Annotated in this window: 20 protein-coding genes; 12 read left to right on the plus strand and 8 right to left on the minus strand. The window is 64.7% G+C overall.

Annotation, left to right across the window (positions count from 1 at the left end; genetic code table 11):
- Positions 1–30: 30 nt before the first annotated feature.
- The 5 genes from U5A57_RS03735 to U5A57_RS03755 all read right to left on the minus strand — a co-directional run bounded on the left by U5A57_RS03735 (position 31) and on the right by U5A57_RS03755 (position 6,316).
- Entirely contained in the window at positions 31–735 is a 705-nt protein-coding gene (locus tag U5A57_RS03735; RefSeq protein WP_321908291.1) for a TetR/AcrR family transcriptional regulator, read from the minus strand.
- Between the two features lie 86 nt (positions 736–821).
- Positions 822–3,101: a xanthine dehydrogenase family protein molybdopterin-binding subunit gene (locus tag U5A57_RS03740; protein ID WP_321908294.1), complete on the minus strand. Its 2,280-nt coding sequence runs from the start codon at positions 3,099–3,101 to the stop codon at positions 822–824.
- Entirely contained in the window at positions 3,098–3,610 is a 513-nt protein-coding gene (locus U5A57_RS03745) for a (2Fe-2S)-binding protein (protein WP_321908295.1), read from the minus strand. Before U5A57_RS03745 ends, U5A57_RS03740 begins: the two co-directional genes overlap by 4 nt.
- Positions 3,607–4,899 (minus strand): cytochrome c, encoded by a 1,293-nt coding sequence (locus U5A57_RS03750; RefSeq protein ID WP_321908297.1) that lies wholly within the window; start codon positions 4,897–4,899, stop codon positions 3,607–3,609. The genes U5A57_RS03745 and U5A57_RS03750 overlap by 4 nt, the downstream gene beginning before the upstream one ends.
- Positions 4,900–5,092: 193 nt before the next feature.
- The gene (locus tag U5A57_RS03755) at positions 5,093–6,316 is read right to left on the minus strand and encodes an MFS transporter (RefSeq protein WP_321908298.1); all 1,224 of its coding nucleotides are present in this window, start codon (positions 6,314–6,316) and stop codon (positions 5,093–5,095) included.
- A 396-nt stretch (positions 6,317–6,712) separates the two neighbouring features.
- Between U5A57_RS03755 and U5A57_RS03760 the strand changes: the two genes are divergently transcribed.
- Together U5A57_RS03760 and U5A57_RS03765 are read left to right on the plus strand one after the other, a co-directional pair.
- A complete protein-coding gene (locus tag U5A57_RS03760; RefSeq protein ID WP_321908299.1) occupies positions 6,713–7,630 on the plus strand; it encodes a LysR family transcriptional regulator in 918 nt (305 codons plus the stop codon).
- A 167-nt stretch (positions 7,631–7,797) separates the two neighbouring features.
- Positions 7,798–9,516, plus strand: coding sequence for an FAD-dependent oxidoreductase (locus tag U5A57_RS03765; RefSeq protein WP_321908300.1), 1,719 nt, complete (start codon positions 7,798–7,800; stop codon positions 9,514–9,516).
- 47 nt (positions 9,517–9,563) lie between these two features.
- Here the strand turns inward: U5A57_RS03765 and U5A57_RS03770 are convergent, their stop codons facing one another.
- The 3 genes from U5A57_RS03770 to U5A57_RS03780 form a co-directional block, all read right to left on the minus strand.
- On the minus strand, positions 9,564–11,144 hold the full coding sequence (locus U5A57_RS03770) for a sodium:proton antiporter (protein WP_321908301.1): 1,581 nt from the start codon (positions 11,142–11,144) through the stop codon (positions 9,564–9,566).
- A gap of 49 nt (positions 11,145–11,193) precedes the next feature.
- Positions 11,194–11,469: a XapX domain-containing protein gene (locus U5A57_RS03775; RefSeq protein WP_321908302.1), complete on the minus strand. Its 276-nt coding sequence runs from the start codon at positions 11,467–11,469 to the stop codon at positions 11,194–11,196.
- Between the two features lie 143 nt (positions 11,470–11,612).
- Positions 11,613–11,753 (minus strand): hypothetical protein, encoded by a 141-nt coding sequence (locus U5A57_RS03780; RefSeq protein ID WP_321908304.1) that lies wholly within the window; start codon positions 11,751–11,753, stop codon positions 11,613–11,615.
- Between U5A57_RS03780 and U5A57_RS03785 the strand changes: the two genes are divergently transcribed.
- The 10 genes from U5A57_RS03785 to U5A57_RS03830 all read left to right on the plus strand — a co-directional run bounded on the left by U5A57_RS03785 (position 11,752) and on the right by U5A57_RS03830 (position 20,955).
- Positions 11,752–12,438, plus strand: a complete 687-nt coding sequence (locus U5A57_RS03785) for a hydrolase (RefSeq protein WP_321908306.1) — start codon at positions 11,752–11,754, stop codon at positions 12,436–12,438. The two genes, U5A57_RS03780 and U5A57_RS03785, sit on opposite strands and share 2 nt — an antisense overlap.
- Positions 12,439–12,564: 126 nt before the next feature.
- Entirely contained in the window at positions 12,565–12,732 is a 168-nt protein-coding gene (locus U5A57_RS03790; protein WP_321908307.1) for a DUF1427 family protein, read from the plus strand.
- Positions 12,733–12,763: 31 nt separating this feature from the next.
- The gene (locus tag U5A57_RS03795) at positions 12,764–14,653 is read left to right on the plus strand and encodes an amidohydrolase (protein ID WP_321908308.1); all 1,890 of its coding nucleotides are present in this window, start codon (positions 12,764–12,766) and stop codon (positions 14,651–14,653) included.
- A gap of 1 nt (position 14,654) precedes the next feature.
- A complete protein-coding gene (locus tag U5A57_RS03800; protein ID WP_321908309.1) occupies positions 14,655–15,101 on the plus strand; it encodes a DoxX family protein in 447 nt (148 codons plus the stop codon).
- Positions 15,102–15,137: 36 nt separating this feature from the next.
- Complete coding sequence (locus tag U5A57_RS03805; RefSeq protein ID WP_321908310.1) at positions 15,138–16,052, plus strand: glyoxalase; 915 nt, start codon at positions 15,138–15,140, stop codon at positions 16,050–16,052.
- Complete coding sequence (locus U5A57_RS03810; RefSeq protein ID WP_321908312.1) at positions 16,049–16,744, plus strand: YoaK family protein; 696 nt, start codon at positions 16,049–16,051, stop codon at positions 16,742–16,744. The genes U5A57_RS03805 and U5A57_RS03810 overlap by 4 nt, the downstream gene beginning before the upstream one ends.
- A gap of 93 nt (positions 16,745–16,837) precedes the next feature.
- Complete coding sequence (locus U5A57_RS03815) at positions 16,838–18,373, plus strand: alginate export family protein (RefSeq protein WP_321908314.1); 1,536 nt, start codon at positions 16,838–16,840, stop codon at positions 18,371–18,373.
- Positions 18,374–18,783: 410 nt separating this feature from the next.
- The gene (locus tag U5A57_RS03820; protein ID WP_321908316.1) at positions 18,784–19,356 is read left to right on the plus strand and encodes an ester cyclase; all 573 of its coding nucleotides are present in this window, start codon (positions 18,784–18,786) and stop codon (positions 19,354–19,356) included.
- 97 nt (positions 19,357–19,453) lie between these two features.
- On the plus strand, positions 19,454–20,389 hold the full coding sequence (locus U5A57_RS03825) for a LysR family transcriptional regulator (RefSeq protein ID WP_321908318.1): 936 nt from the start codon (positions 19,454–19,456) through the stop codon (positions 20,387–20,389).
- Positions 20,390–20,517: 128 nt separating this feature from the next.
- The gene (locus U5A57_RS03830) at positions 20,518–20,955 is read left to right on the plus strand and encodes a PRC-barrel domain-containing protein (RefSeq protein WP_321908319.1); all 438 of its coding nucleotides are present in this window, start codon (positions 20,518–20,520) and stop codon (positions 20,953–20,955) included.
- Positions 20,956–20,983 lie beyond the last annotated feature (28 nt).

Below are 20,983 nucleotides of genomic sequence, written 5' to 3' on the forward strand. Positions count from 1 at the left end.
AGCCGGTGTAACGCCAGCGATATGCAGGCTTTATGCCGGCTTGCGCGGCTTGCGACGCGACTGCTTGAGCGTATGGGGCACGCCATTGAGGAAGGCGTCGATTTGCTGGGCAATTTGGGCGTCGATATCTTCGGGCACCGGCAGCGCGTAAATCCACTTGCGCACACCGATATAGAAAATACTGGCGTGCAGGCTCCAGATCAGTTCGAGGTCGGACGCCCGCTCCGCGGCGGTCGTGGCGGCGTTTGCGCCGTACGCCGCGCGGATCTCGCGCATCATCGGCAGGAACACGCGCTCGCGCAGCCGCCCGAGATAGCGCGAGTTGATGCCTTCCTTGGTGAGCCCGGCGAAGATGAAGATACGGATCCACTCCCGGCGCAGAATCACTTTCGAATAAGCCGTGTAGAAGCGCACCATGCGCTCCTGGATGGGAATCGTGCGGTCCGTTATCAGCTTTTCCCACGCCGTGTTCCACTCGTAGACTTCGTCGTACACACGGTCGATGAGCGCTTCCTTGCTCGGGAAATACCGGTAAAGCAGTGGCTGGGTCACGCCAAGCTGACGCGCCAGCTCGCGCGTGCTTCCCGAAAATCCATGCGTGGCGAAATGATCGATGGCCTTGACGACGATTTGCCGCTCGCGCACCTCGGGCGGCAGGCGCCGCGCGGCGCCGGGCTGGCCGTCGTTCGTGGCGTCGTCGGGCAGCTCGGCCGGCGCGGCTTTTTTACGGGGCATGCTGGATCCACTCCTTGATCGGTGGAGTGGATCATACAAACTTTTGCGCTGGCGTGGCTAGCGGCGACCAGCCTGCAACGCGGCCCCTACACCTCGATGAGCTTCCTCAGCGTGTCGCCGGCCAGCGGCATTTCGCGCACGCGCTTGCCGGTCGCGTCGCACAGCGCATTGGCGAGCGCGCCTGCCGTCGGGCCCATCGAGGCCTCCGCCGTACCGAGGAACGGCGCGCCGGGGCGGTCGATCAGGTGCACGTCGATGCGCCTTGGCACCGAATCGAAGCGCAGAATCGGGTACGTTCCCCAGTCGAAGCTGCGAATGCGGCTCGTGTCGTAGCGCAGTGCCTCGTGCAATGTCCAGCTGGCCGATTGCACGATGCCGCCTTCGATCTGGTTGCGCGCGCCGTCGGGATTCACGACCTGGCCGCAATCCACGGCGGCCTGCGCCTCTTCGAGCCTCACGAGACCCGTTTCGGGCTCGACGGAGATTTCCACGGCGATCGCGACATAGGCCATCAGATTCTTGTACTTCGCGAACGCGAAGCCCACGCCGCGATTGCGCGCGCGCGGTGGCCGCGGCCACCCGAACTGCTTCGCCGCAAGCCGGATCACCTCGCGCGCGCGTGGATCGTCCATGTGATGCAGACGGAACTCGACGGGATCGATGCCGGCCATGTGCGCGAGATCGTCCATCGTGCTCTCGATCGCGAACACGTTGGTGTGCGCGCCGAGCGAGCGCATCGCCGATGTCTGCAGCGGCATGGTCGGCGAGAAGTTGTTCATCACCTCGATGTTGGGCAGCGTGTAGAGCGGAATGCCGTTGCGGTCGCCGCCGCCCTCGGGTTGCAGCATCGGCGTCGAGGGTGCGGAAACGAAGGGCTTTTCCAGCATGCGCGCGGGCAGCAGCCGCCCGGCGTTGACGATGCGCTCGTTGTGCGAGCTGCTCCAGAGCGCGTATTGCCAGTCGACGATGCGCCCTCTCGCGTCGATCGACGCCTTCACTTGCGTCACCATCGCAGGCGTGAAGTGGTCCCACGTGTGCTCCTGTTCGCGCATCCACTGCACGCGCACCGGATGCCCCGGCATGGCTGTGGCGATCAGCGCGGCGTGCGCGGCAGCATCGTCGGCGCCGTTGTGGCCGTAGCAGCCGGAGCCTTCGGTGTGGACGCAGCGCACGCTCTCCTTCGGCATGGAGAGCATTTCGGCCAGCGCGTCGCGCAGCGGATAGACCCCTTGCGAGTGGGTCCAGACGGTGAGCTGGCCCTCGTCGAGCTGCGCGACGGCGCACGAAGGCCCGATCGAGCCGTGCAGCAAATACCGTTTGATGAAGCGCGCTTCCAGCGTTTTCACGGCAGGCGCGCACGGAGCATGATGGTCCACAATCTTGATCTGCTGCGTGCAGAGCGGCTTGAGGTCGCGATGCACGGTCGAGGGGTCGGGCAGGGCGCGTCCTGGCGACCATTGGCAGCTGGCCGCCAGGGCGCGTTGCGCCGTCACCGCTTGCCATTCGCCGTGCGCCACCACGGCGAGCATGCTGCCGTTGCGCACGATCTTCACGACGCCGGGCATTTTCATGATCGCGGCCTCGTCGAACGCAAGAAGCTTCGCGTCATACACAGGTGGCATGACGACGCGTGCGTGCAGCATGCCCGGCAACTGCATATCCTGGACATAGCTCACGCCGCCCGTGACCTTCGACGGAATATCGAGGCGCGGGAACGGTGTGCCGATCACACGAAACGTCTTCGGGTCCTTGAGCGGCGAAGTGGGCGTTGCGTTGCGATGCAGGTCCACGAGGCCGACGGCTTCGCCGTAGCTCATCGTTCGGCCGTCCTGTGCGCGGATGACGCCGTCGCTCGCACTGAGCGCGTCGCCATCGACGCCAAAGCGCTTCGCGGCAGCGTCGACGAGCAGGCCGCGCACCTGTGCGGCGGCATTGAGCAGCGCACTGCCGCTGTCGGCCATCGTGTGGCTGCCCGCCGTGAGGCCCTCGTCGGGCGAGGCGCCCGTGTCGGCGGTGAGGAACGTGATGAGCGAGGGCGCCATATCCAGCTCTTCGGCGGCGACCTGAAGCAGCGCCGTGCGCACGCCCGTGCCGAGTTCGACCTTGCCCGTAAAGACCGTGACTTTGCCCGCAGGCGTGATCTTGATCCACGCATCGAGCAGCGGATTGGTCTTGAGGCTGCCGGCCAGCGCCTGGGTTTCCTTCGCAACGTGCACGGCCGCGCCTTCGTCGGCGATGACTTCCTGGGCGAGGACGTCCGCGCCCTTGACCAGGCTGAACGCGACGAAGAGCGCGCCGGAAATCATGAAGTGCCGGCGGCGTTCGTCGATGGGGGCGTCGATGGAGTCGTCGTCGTGGTGGCTCATGATGCGGTCTTCGCGGCAGTGACGGGATGCGTGGCCGGGGTGCTCGCCTGCGGCGGGGGCAGGCCCGCGACATCGCGGATGGCGGCGAGGATGCGCATGTGCGTACCGCAGCGGCACAGGTTCGGGTCCATGTGCGCACGTAGCTCCTGCTCCGTGGGATGCGGGTTGCGATCGAGCAGCGCTTGCGCGCGCATGATCATGCCCGCGATGCAGTAGCCGCACTGCGCCGCCTGATGCTTGATGAACGACTGCTGCAGCGGGCCCGGATGCGCCGCGCTGCCGAGGCTTTCGAGCGTGCGAACCGGCCGCGTGCCGATTGCGGTTACGGGCACGAGGCAGGAGAAGGTCGCCTCGCCGTCCACGATGACCGTGCACGCGCCGCATTGGCCGAGTCCACAGCCGAATTTCGCGCCATGCAGCTTGAGATCGTTGCGCAGCACATACAGCAGCGGCGTGGAGGGATCTATGTCGAGCGCGTGCTGCACGCCGTTTACGTTCAGTGAAATCATCGCGCACTGTCCTCCTTTCTGAGCTGGGCGACGAGGGGTTCGGCGTCGGGCCACGCGGGTCGTGTCGAGTAGGCGCCGCGCACGTAGGCGACGAGGTCGGCGATTTGCCTGTCGTCGTAGACGTCCATGAACGCGGGCATGTAGTTCATCGCGTCAGCGCCGTGCCAGGTGATGCCATTGAGGATCATCTGCACCGCGTTGCGCGGCGTGGCCGAGTTGACCGCCGTGCTGAACGCGAGCGTCGGACGCTCGCCGATCGTCTGCATGGGCGAGCCCGGCCCGTGGCATTGCGTGCACGAGGCGTTGAAGAGCACCGCGCCGCGCTGTTCGGCGGGCGTGGCCTCGCGTGCCGCGACGCGCACGGCAGGCGAGGCCGGTTTGACTTCCGGCGGCGAACGCTTCTGCAGCGAGAGGATGTAGGTGGCGATCGCCTCGACGTCCTCCACCGGCACGGTCGCGAGGTCGCGCGTGACCGGCAGCATCGGGCCCGCGGCGGCGCCGTGTTCCGAGGCGCGTCCGGTGCGCAGGTAGGCGACGAGCTGCGACTTCGTCCACGGCTTTGCCGCGCTGTCGAGCGCATTGAGAGGGGGCGCTTCCCAGCCGTCCACCACGCCGCCGCCGAAGGCGCGGCCGGCCTTCTCGCCGCCGATGGCGTTCAGCGGCGAATGGCACGAGGCGCAATGGCCGAGACCATCGACGAGCAGCTTGCCGCGGTTCCACTGCGCGTCCTGCGAAGCGTCCGACTCGCGGGGGCCTGCGCGCAGGAACAGCAGGTTCCAGAACGCCACCGGCGGTCTGAAGTTCAGCGGAAAGATCAACGCATTGGCCGGCGCGCTCGCCTGAACCGGTTCGCGGCTCATGAGGTAGGCATAGGCCGCGGCAATGTCGTGGTCGGACATGCGGGTGAAATGCACATACGGAAACGCGGGATAGAGCAGATGCCCGTCCCGCGAGATCCCGTGCCGCACGGCGCGTGCAAACGCGGCCTCGGACCATGCGCCGATGCCCGTTTGCGGGTCCGGCGTGATGTTGGTCGCGTAGATCGTGCCGAACGGCGTGGCGAGCGGCAAGCCGCCCGCGAACGGACGGCCCTCTTTCGCCGTGTGGCAGACGATACAGTCGCCGAGCGCGACCACGCGCGCACCCTCGCGCTTGAGTTGCGCATCGAAGCTGTCCGGCGACGGCGGCGTGATGGCTGCGATGGGCGGTCGGTACATGATGACCATGGCGGCCGCGAGTCCCACGACGACGATTGCCGCCGCACCGATCCAGAGTCGTCTGCGGTTCATGAACGCTCCCGCTGCTTGGTGGCACGCGCGGCCCGGGTCATCGTGCTCCCTACCGCACGCCGCATGAGAGCGGGGGCTGATGACTCGGGATGACTCAGCAAGTAGGACATGGTCAGGAATCCTGAAACGGATGAGAAGACCGGGCACCAGTCAACAGCGTGCCGCGCATCGGGCGAGGCGCGCGGCAGACCGGTCAAAGCGTGCTTGCGCTCGCGCGCGCATGCGCGCGGCCGACGAGCAGAAAATGGACGAACGAAACAAGCGGGAAAGCCAGGGCGACACCGGCAACGAGCGTCCAGCCGCCGTGTTCATACAGCGTGCTCGCCAGCGCCGAGCCGAACGCACCGCCGACGAAGATGCTCGTCATGTAGAGCGCGTTGAGGCGGCCGCGGCTCGCCGCGTGAAGCGCATAGATTTCCCGCTGCCCCAGGACCATGTTCATCTGTACGGCGAAGTCGAGCACGATGCCCGTGACGACGAGACCGTAGACGCCGAATGCCGGATGAATCAGCGCGGGCGCGTAGGCCAGCGCGGCTGCGATCAGGGCGATGAACGTGGCCCGCACGGAGTGGCCCGCGTCGGCGAGACGGCCGGCGAGTGGCGCGGACGTCGCGCCGATGGCACCGACCAGCGCGAAGACGGCGATGGCGGACTGCGAGAGGCCGTAGTGGCGTGTGAGTTCGATGGGCACGGCGGTCCAGAACAGGCTGAACGAGGCGAACATCAGCCCTTGATAGAGGGCGCGGTGACGCAGCACCGGCATCGTGCGCACCAGATGCAGCAGCGAACCGATCAGCTCGAAATAGGACGCCTGGTGCTCGGGCTGGCGGCGCGGAATGGTCAGCGCGAGGATGGCGGTGACGAGCGCCATGAGCACGGCGGCGGCGGCGAACACGAAGCGCCAGCCGAAATGGTCGGCGACCACGCTCGAGAGCGGGCGAGCGAGCAGGATGCCGAGCAGCAGGCCGCTCATGATCGTCCCGACAATGCGGCCGCGCGCGTGATCGGGCGCGAGGTGCGCCGCGAGCGGAATGAGGATCTGCACGGCGACGGAGCTGAAACCGATCAGCAGCGAAAGGGCCAGGAACCAGCCTGGAGAGTGCGCGAGCGAGGCTGCCGCGAGGCTCGCGATCGACACGAGCGCCGTTGTGATCATGAGCTTGCGGTTTTCGAGCAGATCGCCGAGCGGCACGATGAAGAACAGGCCGAGTGCGTAGCCGATCTGCGTGAGCGAGACGATCAGGCTCGCCGAACCGGCCGACATGTGCAGCGACGGGCCGATCAGTTCGGTGATCGGCTGCGCGTAGTACAGGTTGGCGACGATCGCGCCGCAACTGAACGCAAACAGCGCAATGAGTCCCTGGGTGAGCTTGATTGCCGGCGTCTTGTGGCCAAGCGTGCTCGAGGGCGTGGGCATGATGGTTCCTTGAACGAAGAAGTCACTGTGGGGGGCAATTCGATACTCGAGCGCAGCGGTCCCCGTCGTCGCGACACCGTAAGGGCGGAGGCGATGTCGGTTGCGTCAAGATTAGGCAATGGTCGGCGGCACCGGAATACGCTCGCGGCGCAACCGCCCGTTGCATCCTGCGCAACGTAAAGGCTGAGACCCGTGCCGCATGGCGCCCCGTGGCCTCGTGATGCTGCAAGCGTGTCACGATGCGTCTGAAAAGTCTTGAAACTGCCTGTTAATTGTTGCGCGCGCCCACAGTTCAGCGGCGCTGAAAGCCGCGCGAAATGATCGGACGATAAAAAGGGAGGCATGCTGCCGTCTTTCGCCGGATGCGTCGGTAATCGCGCTGGCATAATCGCCGTCATGGACAAACTACTCGCGCTCAATACCCTGCTCGAAGTCGCCGATGCGGGCGGCTTCGCCAAGGCCGCCCAGCGTCTTGGCGTGGCGACGTCTTCGGTCACGCGCCTGATGGACGCCCTCGAAGCCGCGCTCGGCACGGCGTTGTTGACGCGAACGCCGCGCCGCGTCAGCCTGACCGAAGCGGGTACGGCATACGTGGAGCAGGTTTCCAGGATCCTCGACGACCTCGCCGAGGCCGACGAGAGCGTGCTCGACAGCGGCGCCGCGCCGGCCGGCGCGCTGCGCATCACCGTGCCGTCCGTCTACAACCGCGTCGTGCTCGCGCCGCATCTCACGGCGTATCTGCGCGAGTATCCGCGCGTCGCCCTCGACGTCGTGGTCGCCGATCATTTCGTAGACCTTGCTGTCGAGCGCATCGATGTCGCGGTGAGAATCGGGTTGCCGTCGGGTGACCCCAATCTCATCGTGAAGAAGCTGGCTGCAAACCCGCGCATTGTCGTTGCCAGCCACGAGCACCTCGAACGCGCGGGCTTGCCCCGGCATCCCGGCGAAATCACGGAGCACGAATGCCTTCGCATTGCGTATGGCGGCAGTTATCGCGCGCACCAGGCCTGGACGTTCGCACGCGGTGAGGTGGAGGAAAAGGCGAATGTGCGCGGGCGGCTCATCTCCAACAACCTCGACATGCTGCTGGAAGCGGCGCTGGCCGGCCAGGGACTGGCGCTCTTGCCCGCGTGGCTCGTGAACGAGCATGTGCGCGCGGGCCGTCTGATGCACTGCCTGGCTGACTGGAGCGTGACGCCGCACAACGGCGACGCCGTGGTGTACGCCGCGTATCTTCCGAACCGGCGTCACTCGACCAAGGTGCGCGCCTTGCTGCAGTTTCTCGAGGCACGGGTGGGGCAGGAGGCGGTTTAACGCGCGGCGTGGACCGTGGGCATGGCGAGAACGGCATGGTTGCCGGCTCGCCGCGTCGCTCACACGTTCAGAACGTTTCAGTCCGGCTTAATGTCCGCCGGTGCGAAAGCTGCCACGATGAACGGACACGATACAGATCGAATGTCCGACCGGCAGACAAGACGCATATGATCGACGCAGACGATACGAGCACAAGAACGAGCACGAACACACCCGAGTCCGAATACCCGTTTTCGTCGCTGGAACATCGCAGGCATCAGATGTTTCCCCGCCTTTCCAGCACGGAGATCCATAGCGCGAGTCGGTTCGCACGACGCAAGGCGTTCAAGGCCGGCGAGCTGATATTCGAGACCGGACGCATGGCCGAAGGGTTGCATATCCTGCTGAGCGGCCGCGTGCGCATCGATTCGCGCGATGCGCAGGGCCGCACCACGCTCGTTACCGAACACCACGACGGGCATTTCATGGGCGAGATGGTGCAGCTCACCGGCAAGCCGTCCCTCGTCGACGCCATCGCGCTTACCGACTGCGACACGCTGGTGCTCAAGCCGGAGCAATTGCGCGCGCTCATCGTCGCGGATGCCCAGCTCGGCGAGCACATCATGCGGGCGTTGATCCTAAGGCGTCTCGGGCTCATCGAGCAGGGACTCGGGCCCATTATCGTCGGCTATGGCGACGACACGCGCGTTGTCCGGCTGCAGGGTTTCCTGCGACGAAACGCGTATCCCGCCGCCGTGATCGATGCGCGAAACGATTCGGAGGCCGTGCGGTTTCTTGCCGGACTCACTTCGAATCCCGAGGACTTTCCACTCGTCTTTTGCCCGGACGGAACGGTCCTGCGCGCGCCGGACGAAGTGGAACTCGCCACGCGGCTTGGCCTCGTGCCCACGTTTTGTGCTTCGCAGTGCTACGACATCGCGATTGTCGGAGCCGGCCCGGCAGGCCTCGCGGCGGCAGTCTACGCGGCATCGGAAGGGCTCTCGGTGGTGGTGTTCGACCGGCGTGCGCCGGGTGGGCAGGCTGGCGCGAGTGCCCGCATCGAGAACTACCTGGGCTTTCCGACGGGTATCACGGGGCAGGCGCTCGCCGCGCGCGCATTCCAGCAGGCGCTGAAGTTCGGCGCTCACGTTGCCATTCCGACCGCGGTCGAGTGCATCGAACGTACTTCCGGCAAGTTCGCGCTGGCACTTTCCGACGGACAGTGCGTTCGGGCGCGAGCGGTCGTGGTGGCAAGCGGTGCGGCGTACCGCAGGCCTTGCGTCCCGGGCTTTGAGCACTTCGAAGGCAGAGGCGTCTACTTCTGGGCGTCCCCCATCGAGGCGCGTCTCGTGAGAGGCCAGGACATCGTGCTGATCGGCGGCGGCAATTCGGCGGGGCAGGCTATCGTGTTTCTCGCCAACTTCGCAAGAAGCATACGCGTGCTGATTCGGCGGGAGAGTCTCGAAGCCACCATGTCGCGCTATCTGATCGAGCGAATCGGTGCCCTGCAAAACGTCTTGATCTGCGCGGGTTGCGCTCTCGAATCGCTGGACGCGAGCCATGGCAGTCTCGAGCGCATTCAGGTCCGGCATCAGGACGGGGGCAGCGAGACCATCGAGACCCGACACCTTTTCCTGTTCATCGGCGCCGACCCGAAAACCGACTGGTTGACATCGACAGGAGTACAGCTGGACGAGCACGGATTTGTCGTGACCGGGCCGTCCGACGTGGGCAACGGCTCGGGCTGCCTGCCGCTCGAGACGAACGTGCCAGGCCTCTTCGCCATTGGCGATGTGCGCTCGGGCGCGGCGAAGCGCGTGGCCTCGGCGGTAGGCGATGGCGCGGCGGTGGTCGCGCAGATTCATGCGTGGCTCGCTCGGTCCGCGGCGCAAAGCAGCGATTCTTGAGGCGGGCTTGCGGGGCCGGCGTCAAGCGCAGCGGCCGGCGCCACGCCTTACGGTTCGAGCAGGCGCTGCAGGCGCAATTCCTCGAGATCGAGTTCGGACTCGATGCGATGCAAGACCGCATCGTCCACCTTGCCGACACGGTGCAGGTCGAGCAGCGTCGCGCGAGACACGCCGACGAGTTCGAGTTCGACGCGCAGAAAGCGCGCCCGGTCCGCGACCCGCTCGATGCCTGAAGTGTGCGCGTTCTGATTCGCGCTCACGCGGATCCGGTATTCGGCAAGCAGACGCTCGAGCGTGGCGCGTTCGATACCGGAAGCACGCTTGCCGATATCCTCGAGTGCAGCAAGGGACGCACCGAAGGTTTGCGCGCGGGCCTCGTGCTCGGACATGGTGTGACGTGCGGCCGGGCGCAGCTTCAGCAACCGGATAAGCGGCGCAAGGCTGCCGCCCTGCACGACGAGCGTCGCGATGATCAGCAAGAAGGTGCTGAACACGATCAGGTCGCGCCCGGGGAAATTGCCCGGCAACGCAATCGCGGCCGCAAGACTCACGACGCCTCGCATGCCGGCCCATCCCAGCACGACAGCCTCCGCGAACGACCATGACTGACCGCCCGCGCGCCTTGCTCGCAACCGGCTCGGGAGCCAGACCGCGGCGAACACCCACACGAGGCGCGCGACGATTGCCGCCGCAGTCGCGGGCAACGCGACGCGCAACCCGGCCACGAGCACGGCGCTTTCATGATGCACGCCCGCGAGAATGCCATGTAGCGCGAGGCCGATCAGGATGAAGACGAGCGCATCGAGGACGAACACGATCGCTTCCCAGGTCGCCTTGGCCTTGATGCGCAGGTCGGCGTCGAAGACGCGGTGCTGGCGCACGCCGAGCACGAGACCGCAGGTCACCACCGACAGGACGCCCGAGCCGTGCACGGCCTCGGCGATGCCATAGCTCGCCCATGCCATCACGAAGGTCACGACGATGCCGAGCATCGGGTCGCGCAAACGCGGCAGCACCCAGCACATGGCGTGGCCGCAGGCGAGGCCAACGGCGACACCGATCAGCGTCAGCGCGAAGAACAGCCCCGTGGCGCTCGCAACGGTGATCGTGGCTGCGAGCGCGGCGGAAACCGCCATCTGATAGAGCAGCAGCCCCGATGCATCGTTCACGAGGCTTTCGCCTTCGAGCACGGCCACGAGTCGCCCGGGCAGCGGATGGCGCTGGAGGATCGCCTTCGCGGCGACCGCATCCGGCGGAGAGACGATTGCGCCGAGCGTGAAACACGCAGCCCACGGCAGGTCCGGATTGAACGCGCGCACCGCGACAGCAACGGCGACGGTCGTGAACGTGACCGCACCGAGCACGAGCGAGGTGATGGTGCCGAGTTCCTGCCTGAATTCCTTCCAAGCCGTATAGAACGAACTCGACATCAGCAGCGGCGGCAGCACGGCCGCGAGCAGCAAGTCGGGATCCATGTCGGGAGCGCGTTTGCCAGCTACCGCGATGACGCAGCCGCCCAGCAAAAGCACAACGGCAGGCGGGATCGAGACGCGCTCGGCGAGCCAGGTCAGCGCGCCCGCGCCGCAGATCAGCAGCAGGAGGTAGTGAAACAGCTCGACGTTATTCATTCCTGTGCCTGCAGTTCATGCAGCGCACAAGCGGGTGCATGGCGACGCATCATGATGATTGATGGTCTTTTGCCGCGGCGTCGGGTACTCGAGCGCCCGGCAGCGAGCCGAACATATGCTGGCCGCATTTTGCGTCTCGCCATGCTGCGCGCGGCTTGTCGCCCGAGAGCATGCGGCGCGCGAGCGGAAGGATCTGCTCGCCGGCCAGCATGCCTAGCAGCCCCATTAGCGCGATGATGGGCGGCGCGGGCGACTGCACGTTAATTGTGTAATAGACGACACCGATCAGCATGCCGGCCAGCAGCGAAAGAATATAGGGTTTCATGATACGAATCTCGTTGATGACCGGCTCACGGAGAAGCCTTGCTCGGCAATCTGTGCGAAAGGGTAACGGGTTTTCAAAAGCGGGAAAAGGCGCTTTCAGATTAATTAAGGGTAAATTTTCTGGAATTAGATTAATTCCATTTTTTAGTTGTTGAAGCGCTGCTTTAGCGTGTCAAATAAGCGCAGCTGGCCGACGATCCCGCCAGTGCAATACACCCCGGTCACCTCCCGGTCATGCCCGCGAGGTAGCGTCTCCTCTCCCGGTTCAAAGGAAACTTGTGTCATGAGCAATCCTAAACTTGAAGTCCTGACCCCGCAGAATAGCCAGCTGATCATCATCGATCAACAACCGCAGATGGCCTTCGGCGTGCAGTCGATCGACCGCCAGGTGTTGAAGAACAACGTCGTGGCGCTTGCCAAGGCGGCCAAGGTGTTCAATGTCCCGACCACGATCACGACGGTCGAAACGGAAAGCTTCTCGGGCTATACGTACCCCGAAGTGCTCGACGTGTTTCCGGACCACAAGCTGCTGGAGCGCACGTCCATGAATTCGTGGGACGACCAGAAGGTTCGCGACGCGCTCAAGGCGAACGGCCGCAAGAAGGTGATCGTGGCGGGCCTGTGGACGGAAGTCTGCAACACGACATTTGCGCTGTGCGCCATGCTCGAAGGCGGCTACGAAATTTATATGGTGGCCGACGCGTCGGGCGGTACGTCGAAGGATGCGCACGACTTCGCGATGCAGCGCATGGTTCAAGCGGGCGTTGTGCCCGTCACGTGGCAGCAGGTCATGCTCGAGTGGCAGCGCGACTGGGCGCATCGCGAAACGTACGACGCGGTCATGGCAATTGCGAAGGAGCATTCGGGCGCCTACGGCATGGGCATCGACTACGCCTACACGATGGTCCACAAGGCCGGGCAACGCACGGCTGAGCCGCACCAACTGCTGGCGGCGGTACCGGCGAAGTAATGGCCTGCGTCGCGGCAGCGCACGCTGGCGCGACGCGTTCAACACGATGGGTGTTGGCTGACTGAATTGATAGATAAGGATGTCTAAGTACATACCGAATCTTGATCCTTCGAAGAGTCTGACCGTATGGAATCGTATCTCGTGTCGCTCGGTGCCGGCGTGCTCGCCGGTGTGATCTACAGCGTCGTCAAGGTTCGCTCGCCGGCGCCGCCGCTGGTCGCCCTCGTCGGTTTGCTGGGTATGGTTATCGGCGCTCAGGCCATTCCCACCCTCAAGCCGTTGTTCGGCTTCTAATCGCAGTACGTTTTGAAGCGAGGAAACGCACATGTGTGCAACCGCTACCCATCCCGATCTCATTCTGCACAACGGACGGTTCACTACGCTCGACCGTTCGAACCCGCGCGCCACCGCCGTGGCGATCGCGGATGGCCGCTTCGTGGCGGTGGGCAGCGATGCGGAGGTCATGCCGCTCGCGGACAGCGCGACCCGGGTCGTCGATCTCGGCGGCAGGGCGGCACTGCCTGGGTTGATCGACAATCACCTGCATTTGATTCGTGGCGGCCTCAACTACAACATGGAATTGCGCTGGGACGGCGTTCGCTCGCTCGCCATTGCCATGGAAATGCTCAAGCAGCAGGTCGCGATCACGCCCGCGCCGCAATGGGTGCGTGTGGTCGGCGGCTTCACCGAGCACCAGTTCGAAGAGAAGCGCCTGCCGACCATCGAAGAGCTCAACGCCGTGGCGCCCGACACGCCCGTCTTCATACTGCATCTGTATGACCGCGCGCTGCTCAACGCAGCGGCCCTGCGCGTGGTGGGCTATACGAAGGAAACACCCGAGCCGCCCGGCGGCACAATCCTGCGCGACAGTGCGGGCAACCCAACCGGGCTGTTGCTCGCGAATCCCAATGCGTCGATTCTCTACGCGACGCTGGCAAAAGGCCCGAAGCTGCCGCCCGAGTATCAATACAATTCGACGCGCCATTTCATGCGCGAGCTCAATCGCCTTGGCGTGACCGGCGCAATCGACGCGGGTGGCGGCTCGCAGAATTATCCCGACGATTACGAAGTCATCCGCAAGCTCCACGAGGCGGGCGAGATGACGGTGCGCATCGCGTACAACCTCTTCACGCAGAAGCCGAACGCCGAAAAGGAAGATTTCGTGAACTGGACCCGCACGGTCAAGTATCACGATGGTTCGGACTACTTCCGGCATAACGGTGCGGGCGAAATGCTGGTGTTCTCGGCGGCCGACTTCGAGGACTTCCGTGTCGCGCGTCCCGAACTGCCGCCTGGCATGGAGGGCGAACTCGAAGGCGTGGTGCGCGTGCTGGCGCAGAACCGCTGGCCGTGGCGGCTGCACGCCACCTACGACGAAACCATCAGCCGTGCGCTCGACGTGTTCGAGCGGGTCAACCAGGATATTCCGCTCGAGGGCCTCAACTGGTTTTTCGATCATGCGGAAACCGTTTCAGAGCGCTCGATGGACCGCATCGCCGCGCTGGGCGGCGGCATCGCCGTGCAGCATCGCATGGCCTACCAGGGCGAGTATTTCGTCGAGCGCTACGGCGCACAGGCAGCGGAAGCGACGCCGCCAGTTGCGAAGATGCTCGCCAAGGGTATCAAGGTCTCGGCTGGCACCGACGCCACGCGCGTGGCGTCGTACAACCCGTGGGTGTCGCTCGCGTGGCTCGTGACCGGCAAGACGGTCGGCGGCCTGCGGATGTACCCGCAGCGCAATCTGCTCGATCGCGAAACAGCGCTGCGCATGTGGACGGAATACGTCACCTGGTTCTCGAATGAAGAAGGCCGCAAAGGCCGCATCGCGGTCGGGCAACTCGCCGACCTCATGGTGCCGGACCGCGACTTCTTTGCGTGCGCCGAAGACGATATCGCCACGACGACGGCATTGCTCACGGTAGTCGGCGGCAGGATCGTCTGGGGCGCGGGCCCGTTCTCGCAATACGATGCGCCGATTCCGCCCGCCATGCCGGACTGGTCGCCGGTACGCCAGTACGGCGGCTATGGCGGCTGGGGCGCGACTCGGCGCGAGGGTTCGCCGTTGCAGCGTGCGGCGGCCGCAGCAATGTGCGCTTGCGCGAACGCCTGCGATTTGCATGGCCACGGCCACGCGAGCGCATGGGCCAGCACGTTGCCGACTTCTGACACCAAGGGCTTCTGGGGCGCGTTCGGATGCTCCTGCTGGGCGATCTGACATGATGGCGCGGAGCGGCACTCGCAACCCCGCATGGGTCCGTGCGCTGCTTTCCCAGTGGTGGGTGGCGCCGCTCATGCGCGTCGCGCTGGTGTCCGCGTATTTGATCGGCGGCGTCAACAAGGCGCTGCACTTTGACAGCGCTATCGCGGAGCAGGCGCATTTCGGCCTGCATCCGCCCGCACTTTGGGCGGGGCTCGCGATCGTGGTCGAAATAGGCGGATCGTTGTGCGTGGTGCTGCGCCGTTTTACCTGGATTGGCGCGGGCGGCCTCGGCATGCTCACCGTCGTGGCGATGCTGGTTGCCAACGACTTCTGGAACCAGAGCGGCACGGCGCGTTTCATCGCATTCAACAGCTTTTTCGAGCATTTGGGTCTGATCGCGGCGCTTGTGCTCGCAACCATGCTCGGCGATGCGCAACCCGCATCCGGCGACAGCCGAGCATGATTGACCGGCAAAATGAAACATCAAGGAAATCCCGTTATGAAAGCTATTCGCTCTGTACTCGTTGCCCTGATGATCGCGGGCGGCCTCGTCGCCGCGCCCGTGTCGTTCGCGAAGCCGCCGGTGTTGCCGGCACAGGCGCCGTGGGTCGCGGTCGGTCCGCAATACGACACGACCCATGTGTATGTAGCTCCCGAAGATTTCGACCGTTTCACAGACAGCTTCGTGGCGACATTCGGCGGCAGCAAGTCGAAGCAGGGTGTGTTCCAGGTCACGCCGACACCGAGCCAGACGATGTCGCAACTCGTCTTCACGCCGGCGGGCACGATCTCCGTGTTCGGCTTCAAGACGCCTGTTCCCTGGCCGTTCGGCGCTGAACGTACGGGCTACCTCGTGACCGACATGGACGCGGCGATGAAGTCGGCGCGTGCGCTAGGCGCGGATGTGATCGTCGATACGTTCCCCGATCCGATCGGCCGCGACGCGGTTCTCACGTGGCCGGGCGGCGTCAATATGCAGATCTACTGGCATACCCAGGCACCGCATTACGATCCGCTGCAGACCGTGCCCGAGAATCGCGTGTACGTATCGCCGCAAAGCCTGCACAAGCTGGTTCATGCCTATGTCAACTTCTCGCACGGCAAAGTGGTGTCCGACGAAGCCAACGCGCCGGGCGTCGAAATCGGGCGCCCGAACGATACCTATCGCCGTGTCCGCATCGAATCGGGCTTCGGCAAGATGACCGTGCTCGTGACCGACGGCCATCTGCCTTACCCCTTCGGGCGGGAAATGACGGGCTACGAAGTGGCGAATCTTGCCCAGACGCTGGAGAAAGCAAAGGCCGCGGGCGTGACCGTGCTCGTTGCGCCATTCACGTCCGAAGGGCGCGACGCCGCGATCGTCCAGTTCCCGGGTGGCTATATCGCTGAGATCCACGCCAACGCCGCGAAATGAAGCACGAGGACTCGATCCTTGCCGCCATCGCCGGATTCGTCGACACGCTGAGCTTCGTGGCGCTGTTCGGGCTCTTCACCGCGCACGTCACAGGCAACTTCGTGCTGATCGGCGCAGGCGTTGCAGGCTACGGCCAGGGCATTTTGCTCAAGCTGATCGTGTTTCCCGCATTCGTCGGCGGGGTTGTTCTCAGCAGCCTGCTGGTGCGCTCGCTCTCCGAGGCGCATGCACGTCAGGGCGCGCGCGTGCTCCATGCGGTGCAGGCCGTGCTCATGGCCGGCTTTTGCCTCGCGGGCGTGTGGGCGACGCCGGTCGGCCAGCCCGACAGCCTGCCGGTCATCGCGGCCGGTGTGGTCGGTGCGTTCGCGATGGGCGTGCAGAATGCGCATCCGCGCCTGATCCAGCGTCCCGCCGTGCCGAATACGGTGATGACAGGCAACGTCACGCAAGCCATCCTGGACGTAGTCGACATGCTGTCCGCGAGTACGCCCGCAAGCTCACGCGACACAGCGCGTGCGCGCTTCGGGAAGATGATGCCGGCCATCGTGGCATTTGCAATCGGCGCCACGGCTGGCGCGCTGGGGTTGCGATACGTGGGCTTCTGGGCGCTGCTCGCGCCGGCGTGCGCGCTTGCAGGGCTCGCGTTGACCACGGGCGAACACGAGCGTACGGCCACGCCGGGGCACACATGAAGCAACGCGGCGAATGATGTCGCCGCGAGTGCACGCGTCGCATGAGGCGGTCGGATACATTCAACTACAAGCCGGGAACGGCCAGGGAAATTCATGGTATCGAGCACGATGCGCGGGCGGCGCTTCGAAAAAGCCGCCGGCGCGACGGCCATTGCTGGGCTGTTGCTGACGGGCGCCGATGCGGCGTTCGCGCAAAACGCGGCACAACCCGCCGCAGGAACGAGCGTCGCGGCCGACCCGGCGGATACGGCCGATACGGGAAATACGGCTGGCAACGCGGCGGCGCAAACGGGTAGCATCGCGGCGGCCGCGTGCGACGTCAAACGTCCTGTCGTGATGTTCAATCGCTGGCAGGAAGACTGGTCGGTGCTCGCCAATCCCTGCGTTCCGCGCAAGCCGCTCGACGGACTCAAGTACATCCCGCTCGGCGGCGACCCGTCATCGTATCTTTCGCTCGGCGCGAATCTGCGCGAGCGGATCGAAAGCAACAACGCGCCGCTCTTTGGCATCGGGTCCGCGCAGTCGGACACGTACCTGATCCAGCGCGTGGAAGTGCATGCCGATGCGCGTCTCGCACAGCACTGGCAGTTCTTCGTGCAGCTCGAGGACGCGCGTCCGTTCGGCAAGAACTCGGTTACGCCTGTGGACAAGAATCCGCTCGATGTCGAGCAGGCATTTGTGACCTATACCGGCGCGCTTGGCGGCGGCACGGTCAAGGTTCGCGTTGGGCGCCAGGAAATGGCGTTCGACTTGCAGCGTTTCATTTCCGTGCGCGATGGTCCGAACGTGCGCCAGGCGTTCGACGCGGTCTGGGCCGACTACGAGTATCAGAAGTGGCGCTTCATTGCGTACGCAACGCAGCCCGTGCAGTATCGCGACGCGACCGTGTTCGACGACGTGTCGAACCGCAATCTCACCTTCAGCGGCGTGCGTTTCGAGCGCCAGTCTGTGGGTCCCGGCGATCTGTCCGGCTACTGGTCCCGCTATAACCGCAGCAACGCGCGATATCTCGATGCGAGCGGCGCTGAGCGCCGTGACGTATGGGACTTGCGATACACGGGCACGCAAGGGCGCTTCGACTGGGACGCTGAAGGCATGTTGCAGTCGGGAACGGTCGGCAACAGCACGATCGGCGCGTGGGCAATCGGCACGATTGCCGGTTACAAGCTCGACATGCCCTGGTCGCCGCGCATCGGGCTGCAAGTCGATGCAGCTTCGGGCGACCGGCATCCGAACGACGGCCGGATCGGGACCTTCAATCCACTGTTTCCTAACGGCTATTACTTCACGCTTGCCGGCTATACCGGCTATTCGAACCTGATTCACGTGAAGCCTTCCATCACGCTCAAACCGACCGCGAATCTTGCGCTGCTCGGCGCGCTCGGTTTCCAGTGGCGCGAGACAACCGGCGACGCTGTGTATCAGCAGGGCAGTCAGGTCGTGCCCGGCACAGCGGGCAAGGGCACGCTGTGGACCGGCATGTATGTGCAGTTGCGCGCGGACTGGACGATTGCGGCGAACCTCATTGGTTCGATCGAAGCCGTGCACTTCCAGGTGGGGAACACGATACGCCAGGCGGGTGGACATAATGCCGACTACGCTGGTATCGAGCTCAAGTATGGCTGGTAGGACAGCCCCGCCGAAAGCATCGAACCAATATCGTTCGCAGCAGTGACTGATTGAGCTATGACGAAATCGTAGCTAAACAGCTGATTTATATTGGTAAGTCCGTTCAACTTAGACGTCTGCCGACAGCAGCGCGCCGGCCTCGACTCACGGAAAACAATCGTTAGCAAACAAGCGTCGCGTTTCAATCGATTTTTCTGTCCAGCTTGAAAATCATTCAAGAACGGGACTCATTATCAAACGGCACGGTATTAAGCAAAATGGTTGCACTTCCACAGCGGTTCCACCGCTTTCTGGAGACAACCAAGCGGCTTCCCATTCTGGTTGTGCTCCCGCGCATGATACGCAGTACGAATTACATTGTTTCCAACCGATTCAGTGAATTTGACCATCACGCATTCAAGGAGTCTCACATGAACACGCAAACCGCTTTCTCTGCTGTCTTCCGCGCCTCTGTCGCCACGCTGTCCGCCGCCACCGCTTTGCTCGGTATCGCGTTGCCGGCCGCAGCGGCGACGAACGACAGCCTGGTGCAGCCGCAACAACTCATCGTCGACAAGAGCCTGCCGAAGCATCAGGCACAACAGCAGATTCGCGCCGCGCGCCTCTACGACACGTTCTGGAGCACGGGCGACGAAGCCCAGGCCCGCGAAGCGCTGGCCGCCGACTTCACGGACCGCACGCTGCCCGCCGGCCGCCCGCAAGGCGTGGCCGGGCCGCTCGCGGCATCGAAGGTGTTCCACGGCGCGGTGCCCGACGTGCATGCCGACGTCGAGCAGATGATCGTGACGGGCGACCGCGTGGTAACCCATCTGCACTTCACGGGCCATTTCACGGGGACCTTCAACGGCGTGCAGGGCAAGGGCCAGCCGGTGGATTTCATTGCCACGGACATCTACCGCATCCGCGACGGCAAGATCACCGACAACTGGCACCTCGAAGACAACCTCACGTTCCTGCAGCAACTGGGCGTAGTCGCCAAATAAGCGCGCACTGTGCATGCCAGTGGCGGTCCGCACGCTTCGCGGGCCGCGCAGGCGTATCGCGCTACCATCGCTGTCACCTTCATCGCAATGCGCAGCCATGGACAATCTCGGAGACATTCGCCTTTTCGTCGAAGCGGCCAGTCTTGGCAGCCTGTCGGCTGCCGGCAGAAAGCTTGGGCTCTCGCCCGCCGCGGCGAGTGCGAGGCTCGTGAAGCTGGAAGGCGTGCTCCACACGCAGTTGTTCGAGCGCTCCACACGCAAGCTGCGCCTGACCGACGAAGGCCGCATGTATCTCGCGCATTGCCAGCACGCGCTGCAAACGCTCGACGACGCGCGCGCCGCGCTGCAAGCCGGGCGCACTTCGGTGAGCGGCGCGCTGCGTGTGTCGGCCACGTCCGACTTCGGGCGCGCCGTGCTGCGCCACTGGCTCGACGAATTCAACGAGCGGCATCCACAGGTCACGCTCACGCTCGTGCTCTCCGATTCGCTCTCGCACCTGCTTCAAGACGATATCGATCTCGCGATTCGCTTTGGCGTGCCCGCCGATAGTGGGATGGTCGCGAGGCGCATGGCCGACAATCGCCGCGCGCTGTGCGCGTCGCCCGACTACATTGCCGCCCATGGCTTGCCGCGCCACCCCGACGAGTTGCATGAGCACGACTTCATCCTGCTTGCCTCGACGGCGGGTGTGGCGAACCACTGGCGCTTCGCGCGCGGCGAAGAGACCGCGCTTTTTTCGGCGCCGCTCGAGCGCTCGCGCCAGACCAACGACGGCGCGCTGGCGCGCGAGTGGGCGATCGAAGGGCGCGGCGTGGTGATGAAGTCGATCTGGGACATAGGCGCCGATTTGCAGGCTGGGCGGCTCAAGCTGCTCTTGCCGGAGTGGCGCAGCCCGGACGTGCCTGTAAACGCGCTCTTTCAGCGCACGCCCTATATGGCGCCGCGCGTACGCACGCTGCTCGACTTTCTCGAGCAGCGCTTCGCCGAGGCTTCCGTAGGGCTGGCGGCGTTTTTGCGTCAGGCGTCCCTTTAGTTGCTTTCGCGCAAACAGCTTGAGCGCAGCGCCTCGCCATACCGGCTACCATACACTCCGCCCGCAGTCTCGCAGTGACTCGCAACGACCTGCGCGGCGAAATAACCGGAATACAGGAGCGAAACAAGATGCTTTTCCGCAAGACGATGTTGGCCGTAGCTGTATTCGGCGCCGTGGTGGCCAGTGCCAGCGCGAATGCCCAGATCGCGGGCGCGCAGCCCTTGAGCGTGTCGATCGAGCAGTCGCAGGCACTGCTCGAAGGCTGGAGCGTGAAGAAGAGCGTGCTCGGCAAGCCCGTTTATAACGACGACAACGCGAAAATCGGCACCGTGCGCGACCTGATCGTCGCACCGGACGGCTCGGTTTCCGCGGCCATCGTTGCGGCGGGCGGTTTCCTCGGCGTCGGTTCGCATGACGTGGCCGTACCCATCGCGTCGCTCGACGTGCGCCAGGGCAATCTCTATCTGCCCGGCGCAACCAAGGATGCGCTGAAGGCCACGCCCGCGTTCCAGTACGCGAAGGTCGAAACGCCGCCGAAGCCGAAGAAGGTCGAGAAGCAGCAGTAAGCCGCAACCGCTGTACACCGTCGGGCCA

Source organism: Paraburkholderia sp. J11-2 (genome assembly GCF_905220185.1).
Taxonomy (GTDB): Bacteria; Pseudomonadota; Gammaproteobacteria; order Burkholderiales; family Burkholderiaceae; genus Paraburkholderia.